Annotated in this window: 15 protein-coding genes; 5 read left to right on the forward strand and 10 right to left on the reverse strand. The window is 56.0% G+C overall.

Features of this window, described 5'->3' with window-relative positions; translation table 11 throughout:
• Window positions 1–26: 26 nt before the first annotated feature.
• The gene (locus PMI28_RS04510; protein ID WP_007991068.1) at window positions 27–1,079 is read right to left on the reverse strand and encodes an ornithine cyclodeaminase; all 1,053 of its coding nucleotides are present in this window, start codon (window positions 1,077–1,079) and stop codon (window positions 27–29) included.
• Window positions 1,080–1,264: 185 nt separating this feature from the next.
• Here PMI28_RS04510 and PMI28_RS04505 point away from each other — a divergent pair, with 185 nt between their 5' ends.
• From PMI28_RS04505 to PMI28_RS0128895, 3 genes are all read left to right on the forward strand, one after another.
• Window positions 1,265–1,687, forward strand: a complete 423-nt coding sequence (locus tag PMI28_RS04505) for an Lrp/AsnC family transcriptional regulator (RefSeq protein ID WP_007991069.1) — start codon at window positions 1,265–1,267, stop codon at window positions 1,685–1,687.
• A gap of 364 nt (window positions 1,688–2,051) precedes the next feature.
• Window positions 2,052–3,470, forward strand: a complete 1,419-nt coding sequence (locus tag PMI28_RS04500; protein ID WP_007991071.1) for an amino acid permease — start codon at window positions 2,052–2,054, stop codon at window positions 3,468–3,470.
• 23 nt (window positions 3,471–3,493) lie between these two features.
• A complete protein-coding gene (locus tag PMI28_RS0128895) occupies window positions 3,494–3,745 on the forward strand; it encodes a transcriptional regulator (protein WP_033063575.1) in 252 nt (83 codons plus the stop codon).
• 556 nt (window positions 3,746–4,301) lie between these two features.
• Here PMI28_RS0128895 and PMI28_RS04495 read toward each other — a convergent pair.
• Complete coding sequence (locus tag PMI28_RS04495) at window positions 4,302–5,174, reverse strand: DNA-binding protein (RefSeq protein WP_007991075.1); 873 nt, start codon at window positions 5,172–5,174, stop codon at window positions 4,302–4,304.
• Between the two features lie 78 nt (window positions 5,175–5,252).
• Between PMI28_RS04495 and PMI28_RS04490 the strand changes: the two genes are divergently transcribed.
• Window positions 5,253–6,443, forward strand: a complete 1,191-nt coding sequence (locus tag PMI28_RS04490; protein WP_007991077.1) for a site-specific integrase — start codon at window positions 5,253–5,255, stop codon at window positions 6,441–6,443.
• A 238-nt stretch (window positions 6,444–6,681) separates the two neighbouring features.
• Here PMI28_RS04490 and PMI28_RS04485 read toward each other — a convergent pair whose 3' ends face one another.
• The 4 genes from PMI28_RS04485 to PMI28_RS04470 are packed head-to-tail and all read right to left on the reverse strand — an operon-like array spanning window position 6,682 to window position 11,459.
• Window positions 6,682–8,034: a hypothetical protein gene (locus PMI28_RS04485; RefSeq protein ID WP_007991079.1), complete on the reverse strand. Its 1,353-nt coding sequence runs from the start codon at window positions 8,032–8,034 to the stop codon at window positions 6,682–6,684.
• Window positions 8,024–8,944 carry an ATP-binding protein gene (locus PMI28_RS04480; RefSeq protein WP_007991082.1) on the reverse strand — a complete coding sequence of 307 codons (921 nt, stop codon included), beginning with the start codon at window positions 8,942–8,944 and terminating at the stop codon, window positions 8,024–8,026. Before PMI28_RS04480 ends, PMI28_RS04485 begins: the two co-directional genes overlap by 11 nt.
• Complete coding sequence (locus PMI28_RS04475) at window positions 8,941–10,851, reverse strand: hypothetical protein (RefSeq protein ID WP_007991084.1); 1,911 nt, start codon at window positions 10,849–10,851, stop codon at window positions 8,941–8,943. The genes PMI28_RS04480 and PMI28_RS04475 overlap by 4 nt, the downstream gene beginning before the upstream one ends.
• A complete protein-coding gene (locus PMI28_RS04470) occupies window positions 10,848–11,459 on the reverse strand; it encodes a hypothetical protein (RefSeq protein WP_157395787.1) in 612 nt (203 codons plus the stop codon). The genes PMI28_RS04475 and PMI28_RS04470 overlap by 4 nt, the downstream gene beginning before the upstream one ends.
• A gap of 253 nt (window positions 11,460–11,712) precedes the next feature.
• On the opposite strand from PMI28_RS04470, the gene PMI28_RS30595 reads away from it, so the two are divergent.
• Window positions 11,713–12,750 (forward strand): hypothetical protein, encoded by a 1,038-nt coding sequence (locus tag PMI28_RS30595; protein ID WP_157395788.1) that lies wholly within the window; start codon window positions 11,713–11,715, stop codon window positions 12,748–12,750.
• A 579-nt stretch (window positions 12,751–13,329) separates the two neighbouring features.
• Here the strand turns inward: PMI28_RS30595 and PMI28_RS04460 are convergent.
• The 4 genes from PMI28_RS04460 to PMI28_RS04445 form a co-directional block, all read right to left on the reverse strand.
• A complete protein-coding gene (locus PMI28_RS04460) occupies window positions 13,330–14,712 on the reverse strand; it encodes an LLM class flavin-dependent oxidoreductase (protein ID WP_007991090.1) in 1,383 nt (460 codons plus the stop codon).
• A 37-nt stretch (window positions 14,713–14,749) separates the two neighbouring features.
• Window positions 14,750–15,595, reverse strand: coding sequence for an amino acid ABC transporter permease (locus tag PMI28_RS04455; protein ID WP_007991092.1), 846 nt, complete (start codon window positions 15,593–15,595; stop codon window positions 14,750–14,752).
• Entirely contained in the window at window positions 15,592–16,296 is a 705-nt protein-coding gene (locus PMI28_RS04450) for a transporter substrate-binding domain-containing protein (RefSeq protein WP_443200739.1), read from the reverse strand. The genes PMI28_RS04455 and PMI28_RS04450 overlap by 4 nt, the downstream gene beginning before the upstream one ends.
• A gap of 481 nt (window positions 16,297–16,777) precedes the next feature.
• The gene (locus PMI28_RS04445) at window positions 16,778–17,686 is read right to left on the reverse strand and encodes a carbohydrate kinase family protein (protein WP_007991097.1); all 909 of its coding nucleotides are present in this window, start codon (window positions 17,684–17,686) and stop codon (window positions 16,778–16,780) included.
• Window positions 17,687–17,759: the final 73 nt, after the last annotated feature.

Genomic DNA, 17,759 nt, shown 5'->3' on the forward strand with positions numbered 1-17,759 from the left:
ACCGATATAGGGGACTGATTTTAGAGTTATGCAACGCGTCGAATGCGTTTTTTGGCGGCGCGGCCACGGGTGTGGCTGAACAGGTCTTTCGGGTCGTCCTCTACCCACGGAACGAGATCAATCTTCGTACCCATCCCACGTTTTTCAGCCTGTTGAAGCACGTAACGCAGAACCGAATAGTCTTCGAGAGCGAAGCCCACGGAGTCAAACACCGTGACCTGCTCTACGCTCTGGCGGCCTTCCTGATCACCCGTGAGAACACGCCATAGGTCGACGACGGGCGAGTCAGCTTCAAGCTGCTGGATATCGCCTTCAATACGGGTCTGCGGCTCGTACTCCACAAAGACCCTGGACTTGCGAAGGACGTCGGCATGGAGCTCGGTTTTACCCGGGCAGTCACCGCCAACGGCGTTCAGGTGCATCCCCGGCTCGAGCATCTCGGGCGTGATGATGGTCGCGTAGGCCTTATCTGCGGTGACGGTGGTGATGATGTCCGCACCTCGTACCGCCTCGGCAACACTCTGCGCACGGGTGATTTTGAGCTCGGGGTACTCCTGGAGATTCCTGATCAGCTTCGCCGTCGCGAGAGGATCGGTGTCGTATGCAACGATCTCCTGGATGCCGAGGTGCTTGTGGAAGGCCAGTGCCTGGAACTCACTTTGAGCACCGTTGCCGATCAACGCCATCTTTCGAGCGTCTGGACGGGCAAGTGCTTTGGCGGCCATCAGCGAGGTAGCGGCGGTACGCAAAGCCGTCGCAATCGTCAGCTCAGAAAGCAGCACGGGGTAGCCCGTGTTGACATCAGCCAGCACCCCGAATGCCATCACGGTATGAAGGTCTTTGAAGGTGTTGGAGGGATGGCCGTTTACATACTTGAACGCATATTGGCTGTGATCCGCCACGGGCATTAACTCAATCACCCCGACATCTGAATGGCTTGCCACGCGGGCAGACTTGTCGAACTCCGGCCAGCGCTTGAAGTCTTCGCGAATAACCTCGGAAAGCTCACCCAAGAACTGAACTACGCCAATGTCATGAACCAGGTCAGACATCGTGGGGACGTCGATGAAATGCGTCATTGCTAAGCACCTAAATAAGTGCGCCCGCCTTGAAGTAGTGCTTAGCGGGCGCCAAGTAAGAGTTCTTGCCACCTCCAAAATTCTGATGAAAGGCTGATACAAAATGAAGCGTACAGGTTGCCAGATTTCGCAGTTTTCTAGACACTTTGCTCACTGAAAATAGCAATCTGGATAGCGTGCGCATCATGGACAACATTGATCGGGAGCTCATCGCTCTACTGCGGGACAATGCCCGCACCCCTGTTATGACGTTGGCCAAGAAGCTGAGGGTCGCTCGGGCCACTGTGCAGAATCGCCTCACCAAGCTCGAAGAGAGCGGCGTCATCATGGGCTACACGATCCGCCTTCAGTCCGATGCGATAGAGCGAGGGGTCAGGGCAATCACCAGTATTGCTATCAGTGGCCATCATGCCGCCGAGGTCAAACACGCACTACGGGGGCATCCCAACGTAGTCGCCATCCATACCACCAACGGCCGATGGGACCTGATGGCAGAGCTTCGGGCCGAAACACTTGAGGCCTTTGACAAGGCGCTCAACACCATTCGCTCCATTCAGTACATCGACAACACTGAAACCAGCATCCTGCTGTCGACCTTCAAGATGTAGTCCGAATTGGGCCACTCGTACCTTGTTTTGCGCGACTTATCAAAATGCAACACAGGCTATGCAAAGTGATAAGCCAGGCCTTCGCGCATAACATTTTGTAGCGTTCCGGTTGACAACTATGGCTGGCAAAATGGGCACTTCTAGGCGACCGGGGCAGGATCCAACAACGGTAACAAGCACACCGCGTCTCTAGAGTTCAATCACCTGACAGTTTGGTCAGGCCCTTGCGCTGGAATTTGCTTTTCTCGTCTGCGTATTAACCAAACCCTCCGTTTTATGAGGTGCAACATTACTTATGCCCACATAAATCACCTTCCATAAGGAAGGAGGTAGAGGTTTTCTCAAAAAAAATAAGAGGTCAGTTATGCATCAAACCTGCAACTCGCAAGACGCGACTCACGGCGACGGACGAACACTTAAAAGGCGGCTGGAAAATCGTCATATTCAGCTGATTGCCATCAGCGGCGCCATCGGCACGGGTCTCTTCATGGGGTCAGGGAAGATGATTGCGCTCTCCGGATCCTCAATCATCCTGGTCTACGCGATCATTGGGTTCTTCGTCTTTTGCATCATGCGGGCGATGGGAGAAATGCTCCTCGCCGACCTTGAAATGGGCTCGTTCGCAGAGCTTGTCCACCATTACCTCGGGCCACGCGCAGGATTCATACTGGCCTGGTCGTACTGGCTCAGTTGGGTGGTAGTCGCCGTCGGTGACGTTGTGGTAGTCGCAGGGTTTCTTCAATACTGGTATCCAAACCTACCCACATGGATTCCAGCCTTCAGCACCATGTTCCTGCTCCTGGTACTCAACATGCTGGCCGTGAAGGCTTTCGGTGAGGTGGAGTTCTGGTTCGGCCTGATCAAAATCATCGCCATCGTCGCCCTGGTCGTCACCGGGCTGGTGATGGTGGCCACGTCCTACACGTCCCCTGCCGGGGTAACCGCGTCCTTTAGCCACCTGGTAGCGCCCGGCGTCGTGATGCCGCATGGCATCTTGGGTTTCCTTGCTGGTTTCCAGATCGCCATCTTCTCGTTCGTTGGCACAGAGCTTCTCGGCACCGCCGCAGCTGAAGCCCACAATCCGGAGAAAACGCTGCCCAAGGCGATCAACACCATCCCTCTGCGCATCCTGCTGTTCTACGTCACTGCGCTTGCATGCATCATCAGCGTGATCTCCTGGGCCAACGTGCCCGCAAACCGCAGCCCCTTCGTCGAGCTGTTCCTGCTGGGCGGCCTGCCGGCTGCCGCTGGGATGATCAACTTCGTAGTGATGACGTCGGCGGCCTCCTCGGCCAACAGCGGCGTGTACTCGGGCTCCCGCATGCTCTACGGCCTGTCTCACAACAAGCAGGCACCGCAGGCCTTCGGACGCCTATCGGGCTCCGGCACACCGGCCCGCGCACTGGTGTTCTCGGGCCTTTGCATGGCGATTGCGCTGACGCTGCTATTCGCCATCCCGGACATCATGGTGATCTTCACCCTGGTTTCGACGATTTCGGCTGTCATGGTTATCGTCACCTGGTCGTTGATTCTGCTGTCGTACTTCGCCTACCGCCGCAGCAACCCCGAAGCCCACGTGCGCTCAACCTTCAAGCTCCCTGGTGGCAAGTTCACGGCAGGGATTTCCCTGGCGTTCCTGATGTTCGTCCTGTGCCTTCTTGCACTGGAACCGGATACCCGCACCGCCCTGTACGTGATGCCCACCTGGTACATCGGCTTGCTGCTTGCCTATCGCTACAATGCGAAAGCGACTGCGTACCCGGTAGCCACCACAGCCTCTTGAGATATTGAGAAAGAAAGATGCGAGTGAGCTCATCGACGTCAGGCATCAAGCTCGACCCTTCAACCAGAAAGAGGATCAAGCAGGCCGCTGCAACTCTGGATCGAACACCGCATTGGTTCATGAAGAAGGCAGTGCTGTATTGGCTACACCGGGTCGAGGACGGCTCAAGCGCATCAGACCTGCTGAACGAGGTGGACATCGACGCTGATAACAGCCACCTCAGTCGACAGAAACTGTTGAACGTTGACCAGCCAATGAAAAAGACCGTGGAATAGGCACCTCGTAAATGACCAGCGACGACCAGGATCAGCAAGCCCCAAGTCAATCTTGCGGACCGACCATCAAGGATTAAGACAATTTGCTCAATGGAGATGGGGGTTAGGTTTCTTGAACGAGTCATTTAACCCTCCAATCTCTATGCGAGTCACATTTAGCTCCACAGTGCCTTGCCCTGCCTCACTGGACTCCCTCAGTGACCACACATTCGTTTGGATGCCGGAACTGAACGGCCGGATTGGGTTAGCTGCCGTTCACAGCGCACAGCTGAGTGAAGCGGTGATTGGCCTTCTCGCATATGAATCGTTCCTACGCGGTAGCATATGAACGGTAAGCGTTCGGCCAAGTCACCTTCTTGATATCACCGTTGGGGCTCCAATCGACCATCAGTGATATCCACGGCCTCGTCGGAGAACTCTCAGGTTAGCTTCTCAATCAATTTTTCAACAATCTCTCGGTCGGCTTTCTCGCGCCAATCGGGGTCTTCCATATCGAATTTAAAACGGACGCCAATGATGTCCGCGGGGATTCCCACAAACTTGGTGTCGTCTACCTTCAGGGATTGGACATTGATGCCGCAGGTTTTCGGGATCTTGGCTTACGCTTGGGCGCGGGAGCCTGACGTAGCTGCGTCAGTTGCTGCTCCAGCGTTTCGGAACGAGCCTGCTGTGCTGCAGCACGTTGCTGGGTCTGACTGAGCTCGTTTTGAGTCGACTCCAACCGCCGTTGCAACTGCTCGACATGCCGCCCGGCCTCCTTGAATTGGGCCGTCACGGCTTTGCCCTCCTCCCGGGCGCGGTCGACCTCGCGGTGCGCACGATCCTCCACGCCGCGGACGTAGCTCTCCTGCACCACGCGTTCCTGCTCGGCCTTGAGCCGCAGCGCCTGCAGCTCCTGCTGTAACGTCTGGTGCTGCCGCTGGGCTTCACGGCGCTCGAGCAGCAAATCTTCACGCTGCTGCAGCAGATCCTCGATCTGCGTCTGGCGCTGAGTCAGCAATAGCTCCAGGTCGGCCAGGCGCAACTCGACCGCCTGGCGCCCGGTCACCGCCTCCGCTGCCTGCTGGCGAAACTGCGCCGCATCCTGACGCGCCTGGTCTTCGACAGCCGCCACCCGCTCGCGTTCGGCATCCAGCACCAGACGCTGCTTATCCATAGTCTGTTCGACTACGCCTTGCGCCAGATGGATGGCTTGCTGCCACACCGCGACAAAGGCTTGCGACACCTCGGGCGGCAAGGCCGGCAGACGGGTCTCGCCGCTCAGCCGCTCAGCCAGCTGCCCCCACCATTGATCGAGCAGGCCACCGACCCGCGCCGGGCTGCCGCGGCCCAACTCCAGACGCACCCGCTCGACCGTCGGCCGCTCGCCGCGGGCCAGCACCGCATCCGCTGCAGCGAACACCGCGTTTTCCGGCACCCCTACTGCCATGCCTCACCTCCGAGTATATTAGGTCTGATAATTGAATGTTATCCGATCTTATTTTTCGAATATTGGAATTATCATACGTTGAACGTATTAAATATTACAGTCCAGTTGCCCTTGGTCGACGAAACCCCGCTGGATCCGCATGCCTTGGCGCTCAACGCGCAGGAAGCCGCGGCGGCCTTTATCGCCGCCGGTACGGCGGCCAATACGGTGCGCAGTTATCGCAGCGCCCTCGCCTATTGGTCGGCGTGGCTGCAGTTGCGTTACGGCCAGGTACTCGGGAATACCCCGCTGCCGCCGGCGGTAGCGATTCAGTTCGTCCTGGACCACTTGGCCCGGCCGTTGGAAAACGGCGGATGGGCGCACTTGCTGCCGCCGTCAATCGACGCCGCGCTGGTCACCGCCCGAGTTAAGGCTAAGGTGGGACCGCTGGCGTTTAATACGGTCAGCCACCGTCTTTCGGTGTTGGGTAAATGGCATCGGATCAAGGAGTGGGACAGTCCGACCGAGGCGTCGGCGCTGAAGACCCTGCTGCGCGAGGCGCGCAAGGCGCAGTCGCGTCAGGGCGTCAACGTGCGCAAGAAGAGCGCGATCGTGCTGGAACCGTTGCAGGCGCTGCTCGCCACCTGCGACGACGGCGTGCGCGGTGTTCGCGACCGCGCCCTGTTGCTGTTGGCCTGGAGTGGCGGCGGCCGGCGGCGTTCGGAGGTGGTGGGCCTGCAGGTGAGCGATGTGCGCCAGCTGGATGCCGACACCTGGCTGTATGCCCTGGGCGCGACCAAGACCGAGACCGGCGGCGTGCGCCGTGAAAAACCCCTGCGCGGCCCCGCAGCCCACGCCCTCACCGCCTGGCTGGCGGTGGCTCCCGCCGATACCGGCCCACTGTTTCGTCGACTGTACAAGGGTGGCAAGGTCGGGACTATAGCGCTGTCGGCCGATCAGGTCGCACGCATCGTGCAGCGCCGGGCGAAACTGGCCGGACTGGAGGGGGATTGGGCGGCGCATAGTTTGCGCTCGGGGTTTGTCACCGAGGCCGGACGCCAGGGCGTGCCACTCGGCGAAGTGATGGCGATGACCGAACACCGCAGCGTCAGCACCGTCATGGGCTACTTTCAGGCCGGTTCGTTGCTGGGCAGCCGCGCCAGTGAGCTGCTAGAGCCTGCAACGCAGTTGGGCGCTCCGCCGAAGGATCATCGAACCGATCTCGCCGTGCATCCCGCCGAGCGGGATAGCAAGGAACACGTCGCAACAGACCCCGCGCGCGAAGTTTGAGTGTTGTCGTCCCCCCATGCCCTGGATGCTCTGCGAATTGCCGCAGAAAGGCATTGCCAGACTGGAGGCTGGTTGTCGGCGTGCGCACTTCCCAGGCACGTTTCGGCCATGTCGCAACAACACCTATCCAGCCACCAGACTTGCAGACACGCGGGTGAAGGCGACCAAATCAAAGATTCGCCTTTCCTCCCAGACACGTGAGCGATGACACCTGGTCCGGCGTTGCCAGGCATCTCGGCTAGAAATAAAACATCGCGGTCGCCCTCAGGGAGCCGTAGAACAGGGTGGGGGTAGTTGTCGGGGTGCTGAGCTCGGCACAGGTACCGAAATTACGGATAACGAGCGCTTGCGCGTTCTGGACAGGCCCCATAAGCCGGCGCAAGGACGCACGGTCAGCGGGAAGGTCAAACAGACACCGATAGCGCCCTTGCAGCCGCTCCCCAAGGAGGCGGTCCAACATGGTCTGGTTTCTGCCTACCTCCAATACCGCAAAAAAATGCTGAAGATCAACATGAGCGACAAACCGCGACGCCGAACGACTCCAGAACCATAAGCGGGCGACAAGCTGGTAGAACACACTCTGAAAAAACACTCTCGCCACCTTGGGCGCCATATTGAGTTTGGCCAACTCCAGTGAGGCCCGTTCGGATAGGCGCGGCACCGCTTGATCACTCATCAGGTATTCAAATTTTTGCCGAAACAGAGACAATGCCGCGTTATACACACAGACGCTGCGCGGCGAATTACCCAAATCAGGTAGCGAAAGAACGCCACGACATGGGCAGTCGCGATGCGCATTAAGCAGGCGCCCCTGATGAAAGCCGACAAACCGCCGGTAGTCTTCATCTGGAAAATTGCACGCCGGACGCGGACCGCCCAGTTCGAATTCCTTCAGCCATATTTTTGTAGTGTGGTCAGGAAGTGCCTCCTGCATGACGCCCCCGGCGGCAAGGGCATGCGCACGGTCATCGCTTACCACTGCAAAATGGAGCACGTCCAATACCCCCAGCCGGTGCAGCCGGGCAGTATTGGTGAGAAAATCGCGGCAAGCAAAAATGAAGGGGCTGGCGCCACGAAAACGACAGGCGGCAAAGATTGCTGCCCGGCTCGGCACCCAGTAGCCGCAGTCCTGGCAGCTATAGCCGACCGAACTCCCGAACGGCGTGGGTGTGAATTTCCGAACGTCCAGGCAACGTTCACAGAGCGGTTTCAGCGGTTGCTGGTGCCAAGGACAGCAGACAACAAAGCGCAGTGAAAAGAACGCCGCGACGAATCCTGCTTCTGCCAGACATTGTGCGCAGTACTTGGCTGTGCCGTTCGTATGCTTCGGAAAATAAGCGGCGGCGCGTTTGGCGGAATTGGTCAGCGACACAAAAAACCGAGAGTCATGGTAAATCGCGCCTAAAGCCTTCTCGATATGAGCGTCCTTGCCTTTTTTCGAGACTCGCTGCGCCTTCTTCAGGGGAAAGGTGTCCAGTACCACTCTACCGTTGACGCCATTTACCACGGCCGCCTTGTGCAGGCTGGCAACGGCATGCTCAAACGGCCAGGGAAAATAATCCGGGAAAAATAGACCGTTTTTATAGTACATCGCAAAATGTCCGCACACCGGAGCGGCGCACCGCCTCGTTGACCAGCTTTTCATCGGTTTCGAACAGGGCGCTGTCATGTGGCGCAATGAGCAGCAACAGGTCGACGATCGCTTCGCGCACATGTTGCATGGGGAGATTGTTGACATACTTCCCTGTCACACTTTCAGCGAATGCCTTCCAAAATAAGCCGGCCAGCGGGGCCAGCCTGAAACCGGCGGCAAATGCCTCGGGCACGAAGAAGGCTGTATAACTGGTGCCCGACCCGACAGGGTATTCGGAGTTATCGTCGCATCCCGCTAGAATCGTCGTCAGTTCCTCAACGTTGCGACAGCCTCGGAACGGGATGATTTCCGAGAAGAAACGCCCCACTATCGCATGGTGCGATACCAACTGAAGCCCCGTGAGCCGCTCATAGATCTCCGATTGCGCGAAACCAATCACCGTCAGAGTAATACCTTCCACCTGGAGGTAATTGTGCAGGTCGGCCAATACGTGGTAGTCGTTTGGACGCCAATGTTGAATTTCATCGACAACCAGTACACATTGCGGTGCAGGCTGACCGGTCACATGCCCTTCGATATAAGCCAGTAGGTGCTGGAGGTAATCTACTCCACGTGATGTAGGCTTGGTGTTCTCCGATAGACACAGCTCAGTCAACACGGACTGCCGCTTGCCGGGTTCGCGGTAACGGGCGATGTGTAGCATTACGTGCACGTTCGGCAACTGGACCTTCAACTGGTCGGCGACGAATTCTGCACAACGGGATTTACCGACCCGCGGCTTGCCTTCGAACAGCACGGCTGATCGTCTGGCGCTCACCCGATCGAGGCTTAATCGAAGTACACGGACCATCTGGTGCGTGATGATCTGCGCCCTGTCGGTGACTAGGGGATGTGCGGAGGAGCTCATCGCTCGCCTCGGTTCAGCACGCGGCCGGGGGTGGGCAGTTCACCGTAATCGGCATCCGCCTGGATAAAATAGTCCGGTCGCACTGGCCGGTTTTTTTGGGGGCGCGGATTATCTGCCTCCGGGGTGGCAGCTTCCCGGGTGATGGACAACGCCACGCCAGCTTGCCCGTGCTGGGTGAAATAATCACTGAGCTGCTGAACTGGGCTTTTATCTGCATCGATTTGCAGCTCCCCTGAGCAAATCAAGCTGTTTACCCTGCGCCGTACGGAGGGTGTATGCTTGAATTCGCCCCAAAATCCCTGCGCTAGGAGAAAACCGAGACAGCCGCCAGTTGCCAGGTACGCTTTGACTGCCCGGTAATCGCGATTGTCAATTTCGATCAATAACTCCATGCCGACGAAGCCAAAATCACCGGCCAGAACCTCGTTGGTGTAGTGCACCCGGTCTAGTTGGATGTAAGGACGACGTCCATTGTCGCAACTGCCACGCACCGTGGCCTTGCGTGTGGTCATGTCTGCTTGCAATCGCTCTACCTGATCAGCCCCGTACCTTGGTATGAGCATGCCCTGGCGGAAGAACTGCTCCAGGTAACCCAGCGGGGAAAAGTGTCCCAGCCCTTCGCTGGGCCGGGCATTGTAGTTGGCCAGCATCACGTCCATCGCATCCTCCATGAGCGTGAGGTCTATTTCGTAGTCCACCGCCTTTTGTTCGGCGTCCTTGGCTCGGCCGGCATAAGGATGACTTCCTGTCGATGACACCAACAGGTGAACGTTCCGTGCCACCTCAAGAAAGGAGCGCTCGATCTCCGCCCGCGTTTCAAAATGCCCCACCGGGCCTATGCACACCTGGAAACCGAAGTCGCAGCGTGCCACGGTAGTGATTTTTTTGGCGAGGTTGGACAGGTGGCTGTCGGCAAACAACACCCCGAAGCTGATGCCCTGGCAGTCTTCGATGACGCCCGAGGGCAGCCCTGCACCCGGCTTGTACCGATATTCTTCATTGGCCAACACCCTCGGGCGCCAGTGCCCAAGGCAAGCCTGGGCAATGACTTCGCGCACATCGGACGCTGAGACTTCACTTCTCAGTACCAGCTTGTAGGCCAGGACGGCGTTGGCGAAGGCATCGATCATCGATAGTAACCAGATCCGATCGACCACGACCCACTGATAGACTCCCGGAGCTTCTTCTACTCTCAGTGCAAATATGGCGTCGATGTAATGGCCATCAAGTTGAGCGCAATCGAACGGCCGCTTCGCCTGGATGTAGCGCTTATGGCCTGTCCCGGTCGCAAGGTGAGCTACGGCAGCCTCGTCTCCGTGAGCGTGGATGTACTGGACGGCGAACCGTGCCCGTAGTGCTTTCAAGTACTTCCGTATCGACGTACGACCTTTGTGCTTAGTGTTGAACGGCCAGGACGGGGACACAATTCCGGCCTTCTCCAGGGTTTGATAAAATTTCGATACCAAGATACTCATGCCCCCTCGGGCATCACTCCATACCGCACCCGGGGTACGGAGAATGTCGATCATGGCAGCTTCAATTTCGCTGTGCTCAGATAAGAGCATGTTGAGCACTCCGGTCAGGCCCCCTTGCTGCTCGGTTCGTTTCGGACCAATGGGCTTGCGTCGCGTATAGGAAACAACCCGCGCTTGCGCCAGCAAGGCCTGCTCACCGAAGTAATGCCCCTCCTCATCCATAGAGCAGAAGCGCTGCACATTTCGGTTGACCTCATTGGCCGGCATTCCGGTTCGCAGCTTGATCTCCTTCATTGAAGCGCCGTCGATATACATTGACACGGCGAGCCGTTTGCTGGCGAAGTCCGGCCATTCTGCCTGTGACACTGATGCTGGCTCGACACGCGGCCAATCACCGTTCCTGAATGCCTGCGGAACCGCGACACGTTTCATAATGCCCCCTTCAATGACCAGGCCGTCTGTCTCGTGGGGGTGGTGCCCTCGATTTCCAGTGCCACAACCCCTTCGATCATGAGGCGTACCATCGCGCTAATCAGGTGTGTGGGAGCCAGCTCGGGATAGGTTTGCAGCAAACCACCAAGCGTCCCGGCCTTCACTTGATTCACGTAATCGAGAGTAGTCATCTGCACGTGATCAACGATGGGTTGATTGCGCGCAACTGCAATGAAGTGCATCAGGCGAAGACGTGGTACTAGCTCATACTGGCGGGGGATGCGCGTAGACTCATCGAATAAGCGATATATAGCGCCGTTGTTCGCGCATATTTCTCGCTGCATCATGATCTGTTCGCTGGAATTTACTTCATCAACATGTCCTGCTTTGACCTCATGCCACTCCTGCACGCCGTCGGCGTTTCTCACTACTACATCTGGCCGGGTCCGACGCCCCCCTCGCTGTTCGCCATACAGTTCACTTGCCGCAGGGATCCAAAAATCAACAACATGGGCATCAAACTCAAGGTTCAAGAGCCAGTGAGCGAGTTCCTGGTTGCTTTCCAGAATGAGGTCAGAACGGATCTTATGGCTGTAGACCAACCACAAGTAGCTTCGAGTCGATCGCCTGCTACGGAGCCGCGCGAGAAATGCATTTTCCGGTGTTTTATTAGGCATAGCCATCCCCAAGACCGATGAGAGTCGTAGGGTGTCAAGCCTTTCCCTCGCGTGAATTCCCTTTAATTGGGGTGGCAGCACCGAGCACTGAGTATAGACGACGGTATAAAGGGCTATGAAAAAAAACAAAAACTCAGCGTCTATGCGCTCCGGTATAGGCACACACTAAACTTGACAAAGAGCAATGCAACGTTCAGAACAACGGGGCATTATGAACAGGCAAAAATGTGAGCCACACGATGGTTTCGCCGTCGACCTAAAAACTCAGTACGGCAGGACCTTGCTACATTACATTCAGTCGCAAAGTCGGGATTTGCCGGCGCTTGCCTACGAAGTCTGTGTTTATCTGGCAGACTGCTATGTCTGTGATGGCGGGGTACGGATAGATCACGCGCTCGCAGCACTCGGTCGCTGGCATCAGGACAATGATTTTCCCGATCCTACTACGTGCCCGTCAGTGATCGCTCTGGCAGGCCAAATCAGGCGTGGATTGCGTCCACGAGTTTCACTTCAACTGCCCCCCTCTATAGCTGATGTAATGTACCTTGCCGATGCGCATGAACGACGTTTCTGCCGCGAGACGCCGCCCAACGCAGAATGCGACGAAGTGGGGAGATCAATTCGTTACTCCGGACTGGTTGCCCGCCGTAACAGAGCAATTTTGCTTATTGGTTTCTGGTTCGGGCTGACCACCCTACAGGTTTGTAAACTTAGGTGGAACGAGGTAACGATGGCTGACGGTTTTCTCAAAATCACCATTGACCGTACCGAAGCGAACGGAGGCGGAACGAAATACTCCTTTCAGCTAGGTCGCCTTCCTTTACTCTGTCCTTTGGCGGCACTCGAGGTCTGGTTGGCTTATGCAGGCAGTTCCAACAACTATGTCTTCCCCTGCAGCACACGAAAAGCGCTGCCGGGCCCGGTCAGTTCTCGAGCCGTGCAAGATAGCTTCAATAAAATAATGAAAAACATTGGAGCGGCATTCAGTATGAGATCGCTTCGCTACAGTCTTTACTTCTTCCTTGTGGACAATGGATGGTCTCGCCAGAAAATATTGAAATATGTGCCATTTTATTACAAAAACGCATCCAAGGTTCGTATAGGTAGAACCACGCGAGACATCGCCACAGGTGGAGCCCACCACAAAATCTGCGCCGATGACATGGCGGAGATAAACTCCATAATCGAAAAAAACTTTACCAGGCCGTTTAGTATCTTTTGACATTAAAATGCATCAGAGCATCGCTTCCGAATTCAATCATTTATAAATCTTTAGTTGCGGGCAAAAAAGGCAATCTGTGCAGGCATGAATTGCCACGAACAAACATATTGAAAAAGTGCAAGCAGGCGATGAAAAACCATTGAACTTTATTATTTTTTTATAAAGACAAGATCAATTATTTAGTTCTGAGAACTGTGGAATCTTCAGTATTTCTGCAAATTCTTACGCTTTTGAAATATCCACCCCGATGCTCACCCGCGTCCCGCAATAAATTTGTATCGACCTCGCAGTTGGATTGCTGCCGCACCTGTAAGTTTCGGTGACGCGAATCATATGGCCGGAATGTTTCGCCAATCATTAAGAAATGGAGGCGAAAATAGAAGCCCCGAAGACGCGAACCTTCGGGGCTTTGTATTTCTGCTTCACGGTCACCGATATTGGGTTACCGCGAATACCGCCTCGCAGCCCGCGAGGTCTACCAGGTATTGCAGGATGTCGCGCTCGACACGCAATCCATGACACAAAACAGCCGTCAATCATTGAACGTGATCTACCACGGCCTACCGAGTGTACTAAGCACTACAAATCGTTATCGAAACGAAACGAGGCACCATAAGCCGACGTTGGTAAATGGCTCGAACCGTCGGCCCGTAACCGCGAACGGAAAGTACCGCTTTGCGGTTGGGTGCGGTATAGCCCACGTTTTTGCAATTCAGGGATCACCAGTTCGACGAAATCCTCAAGACTGCCCGGGCTGATCAGCGGATTAATCATGTAGCCGCTGGTGCCGGATATTCGTGCATGTTCCTCAATGCGTTCAGCCACCTGTTGCGGCGTTCCCACCAGAATCAGATCGCTGCCTCGGGTGACATTGGCGAAACGCTGTTTGACGTCACCGGCCGTCAAGGGCTTGCCACTGCCATCGGGATGCATCACATAGGAGGTCATGCCCTCGGTGTGAGTCGACAGTGCCTCACTGTCCGCATAGCGTCCGATATCAATACCGGTGTCGCCCGCGTAGCTGACCAGTTGTGCCTGCAAGTGATAGTTGCTTTGCAGTTCGTCAAATTTACGCTGAGCTTCAATTTCTGTTTTCGCAGTGACGATACGTAATACCGTCAGCGACTTCACATCCTCACGCTGACGGCCACGTGCTTGGGCCTTGGCCCAGATTTCCTCTAGCCCCAGACGAATCTCCTGCGGGTTGGACTTGGCGATGAAGATCAGTTCGGCGTGCTTGGCCGCAAAATCACGACCGCGCCCCGACCAGCCAGCCTGAATCAACAAAGGCGTTCGTTGTGGCGATGGGGAGGTCAAGTGCGGCCCGGCCACCCGGTAATGCTCACCCGCATGATTGATCGGTCGCACACGCTCGCCCCGAGCGTAGAGCTGGCGCGTCTTGTCCGCGACCACAGCGTCGTCGGCCCAACTGCCCTCCCAGAGCTTGTAGACCACATCAAGAAACTCTTCGGCGCGCTCATAACGATCATCGTGCTTGATCATCTGCTCCAAGCCGAAGTTGCGGGCGGCGCTGGACAGGTATGAAGTGACGATGTTCCAGCCGACCCGGCCGTTGGTGAGGTGATCCAGCGTACTGAAGCGTCGGGCATGGATAAAAGGATGTTCGTAGCTGGTGGTCACGGTGACGCCAAAGGCCAGGTTTTGCGTCACGGCCGCCAATGCCGGGATGATCATCAGCGGGTCATTGGCCGGCGCTTCCACGGCCCATTTCATCGCCGCATCAGCGTTGCCGCCAAACACGTCGTAGAAACCCAGGACATCACCAAAAAACAGCATGTCGAGGTGCGCCTGGTCGGCAATGCGCGCCAGGTTCGACCAATAGCCCAGCGAGTTGATGGCCAGGCGTTCGTCAGCCGGGTGCGTCCAGAGGCTTGGCGCACCGCCGCAGCCAACACTGGCTTGCTCATAGAGCGCAAACAAAAGAGGTTTTGGATCGGACATGGTGGTTCCCGTCATTAAAGTCATTAATCGCGGCGGATCACCGCTGATTCTTGAATCCTTTGCCGTAGTGGCGCTCAAGGCGGTGCTGGATCAATTCAAGCCCGATGGATAGCAACCAATAGATAACGGCTGCGGTGGTTAGCATTTCGATGTAGCGATAAGAAGACCGCCCGTAAGACTGCGCCAGGAACATCACCTCCCACACGCCCATCACCGAAATCAGTGACGAGTCTTTGAGCATTGAAATGAACTGACTGGTCGTTGGTGGAATGATCGTGCGCATGGCCTGCGGTAAAACGATGTACAGAAACGTCGCCGTCGGCCTGAGGCCCAGCGCCATCGCCGCTTCGCGCTGCCCAGGTGCCACAGCCAGGATGCCGGCGCGAAAAATCTCGCTCAGGTAGGCACCATAATTAAGCGAAAGAGCAATGATCCCGGCGCTGATTGCACCTGGCACGACGCCCAACTGCGGCAAGCCCAAATAGATCAGCAGGATCTGGATCAGCAGCGGTGTACCGCGAAAAAAAGATGCATAGAAACTGGCAATGCCGAACGCCACTGCGCTGCGTGACAGACGCGCTAGCGCCGTCACAAAGCCAAGGAGCAATGAAAGCCAGATCGAACAGAAGCATAGAAATAACGTCAGCGCGGCACCTTGCAGGAAACCGTTTGGCCCCAGATGCAGACCGACCAGATTTGGCCATTTCTCCAGAATGATCGAGAACTTCAGATCAAAGCTCATGAAGAACATGACGCACAATCCAAACAACGCCGCCCACGTCAGATACAGGCGAGTGCGAAATCCAAATAATTGACTAAAGCGGCGCGTCTCGATTCCGGGTGCGACAGTCGCCTTGGCTGGGTGTGGGTTGAGGGCTGTCATTGGCTGATGTCGGCACCGATCCACTTCTGCGAAATCTTGCTCAACGTGCCGTCAGTCTTGAGTTGAGTAATGACCTCGGTGACTTTGGTATTCCATTGCGGATCGCCCTTCTCTACCGCCACTACGTTTGGTTCGGCATACAGCGAGTCGCCGGCAATTTTGAAGCGAGGATCCTGGGCAATGCGCTCGCGGGCGGTGATGAGGTTGGTGACCATGGCATCCAGACGAACGCCTGTGCCCAGTGCCAGATCCTGGAATGCCACTGTTTCATTATCGTAGGGAGCCACCTGGACATTTTCGAAGGGATAGCTCAATGGCTTGTCCTCGGCGCCCTCGATTACCAGATCCTTGTTCAAATAGGCTTCGTAAGTGGACGCGCTGATCACACCGACTTTTTTGCCGGACAAGTCTTTGCCCGACGTGATGCCTTTGTCCTTGGCATTCACCACGATGACCGCTGGCGACTGGTAATACTCGACCGGAAAATCAAACACCTCTGCTCGGGCCTTGCTCGGGGTCATCGAGCAGACGCAGATGTCATAGCGTCCACTCCAGCGGCCAGCGGCAATCACATCCCAGGACGGTGTTTCCAATTTCAGTTTAACGCCCAGGCGTTGTGCAACAGCCTTGGCCACATCCACATCAAAGCCATCCAGCTGGTTCTGCTCATTGAGAAAAGAGAACGGCGGATAGTTCTCCATCAAGACGCCGGTCAACTCGCCTTTTTTCTCCACGCGATCCAGGGTGGTACCTGCGAAAGCCGTTGAGCAGGAAGCCAATAACGCCAAGCCAAAGGTGAAAAAATCCTTACTTTTCAAGACAATCGCTCCAATCAGATGAAAAAGCCTGATTAGATTAAAACGCAATATAAAATTACATTGTACTGTTTTTATGGAATAACAAACTCCTTTGGAGCTATATCAAAACAATGGCGAAAACTGACCAAACGCTATGACGCAGAACACAGGCGACACCCCAAACAGGTGCATGGCAGCGCTTTTGGTCTTGGCCCCTACATTCGCATTGCCTATGCCCTAGATGACGCTTCATTGCGCCAGGCTTGCGAGGCTATCTGTTTCATCCTGGCTCAACCGTTCAGTTCGTGCGAGGTGGATATTTCATCAAATCTGGAAGTCTTTTTTAGAGTTTCCTTAAACAATTTCTCGGCGCCGGCAACCATCGTCAGGTATGTATTATCAGCTCCAGTAAACCTTCCACATCAGCTAGCGCTGGAGCGTGGGCTCCGGCATGGCGACAAGATATGGATGCGCAAGCCGCTGAAAATCGTAGGCGCGCTCTCAAGTCTGCGATCCCCAGCAACTCCGCAGCCAACCAACCAGCCATACAAGCGTCTCCTGCTCCAACCGTGTCTTCCACTTTCACGGCAATAGCTGGCTGCTCGAGTTGGATGTCCGGGGTGTGGAGAACCATCCCGTGTTCCCCTCGGGTAAAAAGGATCTGTGCCTGAGGATTAAGAGCGCGAAGTTCATCCATTGCCTGGTGCTCGGTCAGCCCTGGATAAATTTGCCGAAGATCTTCGTCGGAAAGCTTAATCATGTCAGCAAGAGCAGTCATCGTAGGGAAGGTCTGCTCCCGATAATGGCTATCCATTAAATTGCGCCAGTTCGGATCATAGCTAATCCGCTTACCGGCTTCTTTGGCCTGCTGAGCAATTTTAACCAGCCTGTCTGAGAGTGGCTGTCTAGCCAAACTGATGCAGCTGAAATGACACAGCTCTGCTTGGTTGATCCATCCTTCTGGCATCAGATCCGGATCAAAAAACAGATCGGCATCTCCAGCAAAAAAGTATCTTGGCGGATGGCTCGATGGAACGATGGCGACCAAAGGATCTCGGTCTACCCGCTGGATAAACCTCATATCCAATGCTGCCGCTTCCGACTGCGAAACGATCTCGTCACCCAGTGAATCCATGCTCACCGACCCAGCAAAAGCGCTGCTGACACCCAAGCGACTTAGCGCTCGTGCAACGTTCCAGGGAGCACCACCCGGGTAGCCCATCCACTGTCCAGGAGTGCCTTGGACAAGATCGGTCAGGGCTTCGCCAAACACTACTGCACGAGGCAATACCATCGTCATTTCCTCAATTTTTTGTCGTAGGGAACTGCTGGCTGATCAGATTCAACCGGTAATCACTTACTCAATG

The organism is Pseudomonas sp. GM48 (assembly GCF_000282335.1).
GTDB lineage: Bacteria > Pseudomonadota > Gammaproteobacteria > Pseudomonadales > Pseudomonadaceae > Aquipseudomonas.

What these genes read in the sequence shown, in the direction of transcription:
- PMI28_RS04510 (WP_007991068.1), bottom strand. Translation starts at nt 1,079, where the DNA reads ATGACGCATTTCATCGACGTCCCCACGATGTCTGACCTGGTTCATGAC.
- PMI28_RS04505 (WP_007991069.1), top strand. Translation starts at nt 1,265, where the DNA reads ATGGACAACATTGATCGGGAGCTCATCGCTCTACTGCGGGACAATGCC.
- PMI28_RS04500 (WP_007991071.1), top strand. Translation starts at nt 2,052, where the DNA reads ATGCATCAAACCTGCAACTCGCAAGACGCGACTCACGGCGACGGACGA.
- PMI28_RS04495 (WP_007991075.1), bottom strand. Translation starts at nt 5,174, where the DNA reads ATGGCAGTAGGGGTGCCGGAAAACGCGGTGTTCGCTGCAGCGGATGCG.
- PMI28_RS04485 (WP_007991079.1), bottom strand. Translation starts at nt 8,034, where the DNA reads ATGTACTATAAAAACGGTCTATTTTTCCCGGATTATTTTCCCTGGCCG.
- PMI28_RS04480 (WP_007991082.1), bottom strand. Translation starts at nt 8,944, where the DNA reads ATGAGCTCCTCCGCACATCCCCTAGTCACCGACAGGGCGCAGATCATC.
- PMI28_RS04475 (WP_007991084.1), bottom strand. Translation starts at nt 10,851, where the DNA reads ATGAAACGTGTCGCGGTTCCGCAGGCATTCAGGAACGGTGATTGGCCG.
- PMI28_RS30595 (WP_157395788.1), top strand. Translation starts at nt 11,713, where the DNA reads ATGCAACGTTCAGAACAACGGGGCATTATGAACAGGCAAAAATGTGAG.
- PMI28_RS04460 (WP_007991090.1), bottom strand. Translation starts at nt 14,712, where the DNA reads ATGTCCGATCCAAAACCTCTTTTGTTTGCGCTCTATGAGCAAGCCAGT.
- PMI28_RS04455 (WP_007991092.1), bottom strand. Translation starts at nt 15,595, where the DNA reads ATGACAGCCCTCAACCCACACCCAGCCAAGGCGACTGTCGCACCCGGA.
- PMI28_RS04450 (WP_443200739.1), bottom strand. Translation starts at nt 16,296, where the DNA reads ATGGAGAACTATCCGCCGTTCTCTTTTCTCAATGAGCAGAACCAGCTG.
- PMI28_RS04445 (WP_007991097.1), bottom strand. Translation starts at nt 17,686, where the DNA reads ATGGTATTGCCTCGTGCAGTAGTGTTTGGCGAAGCCCTGACCGATCTT.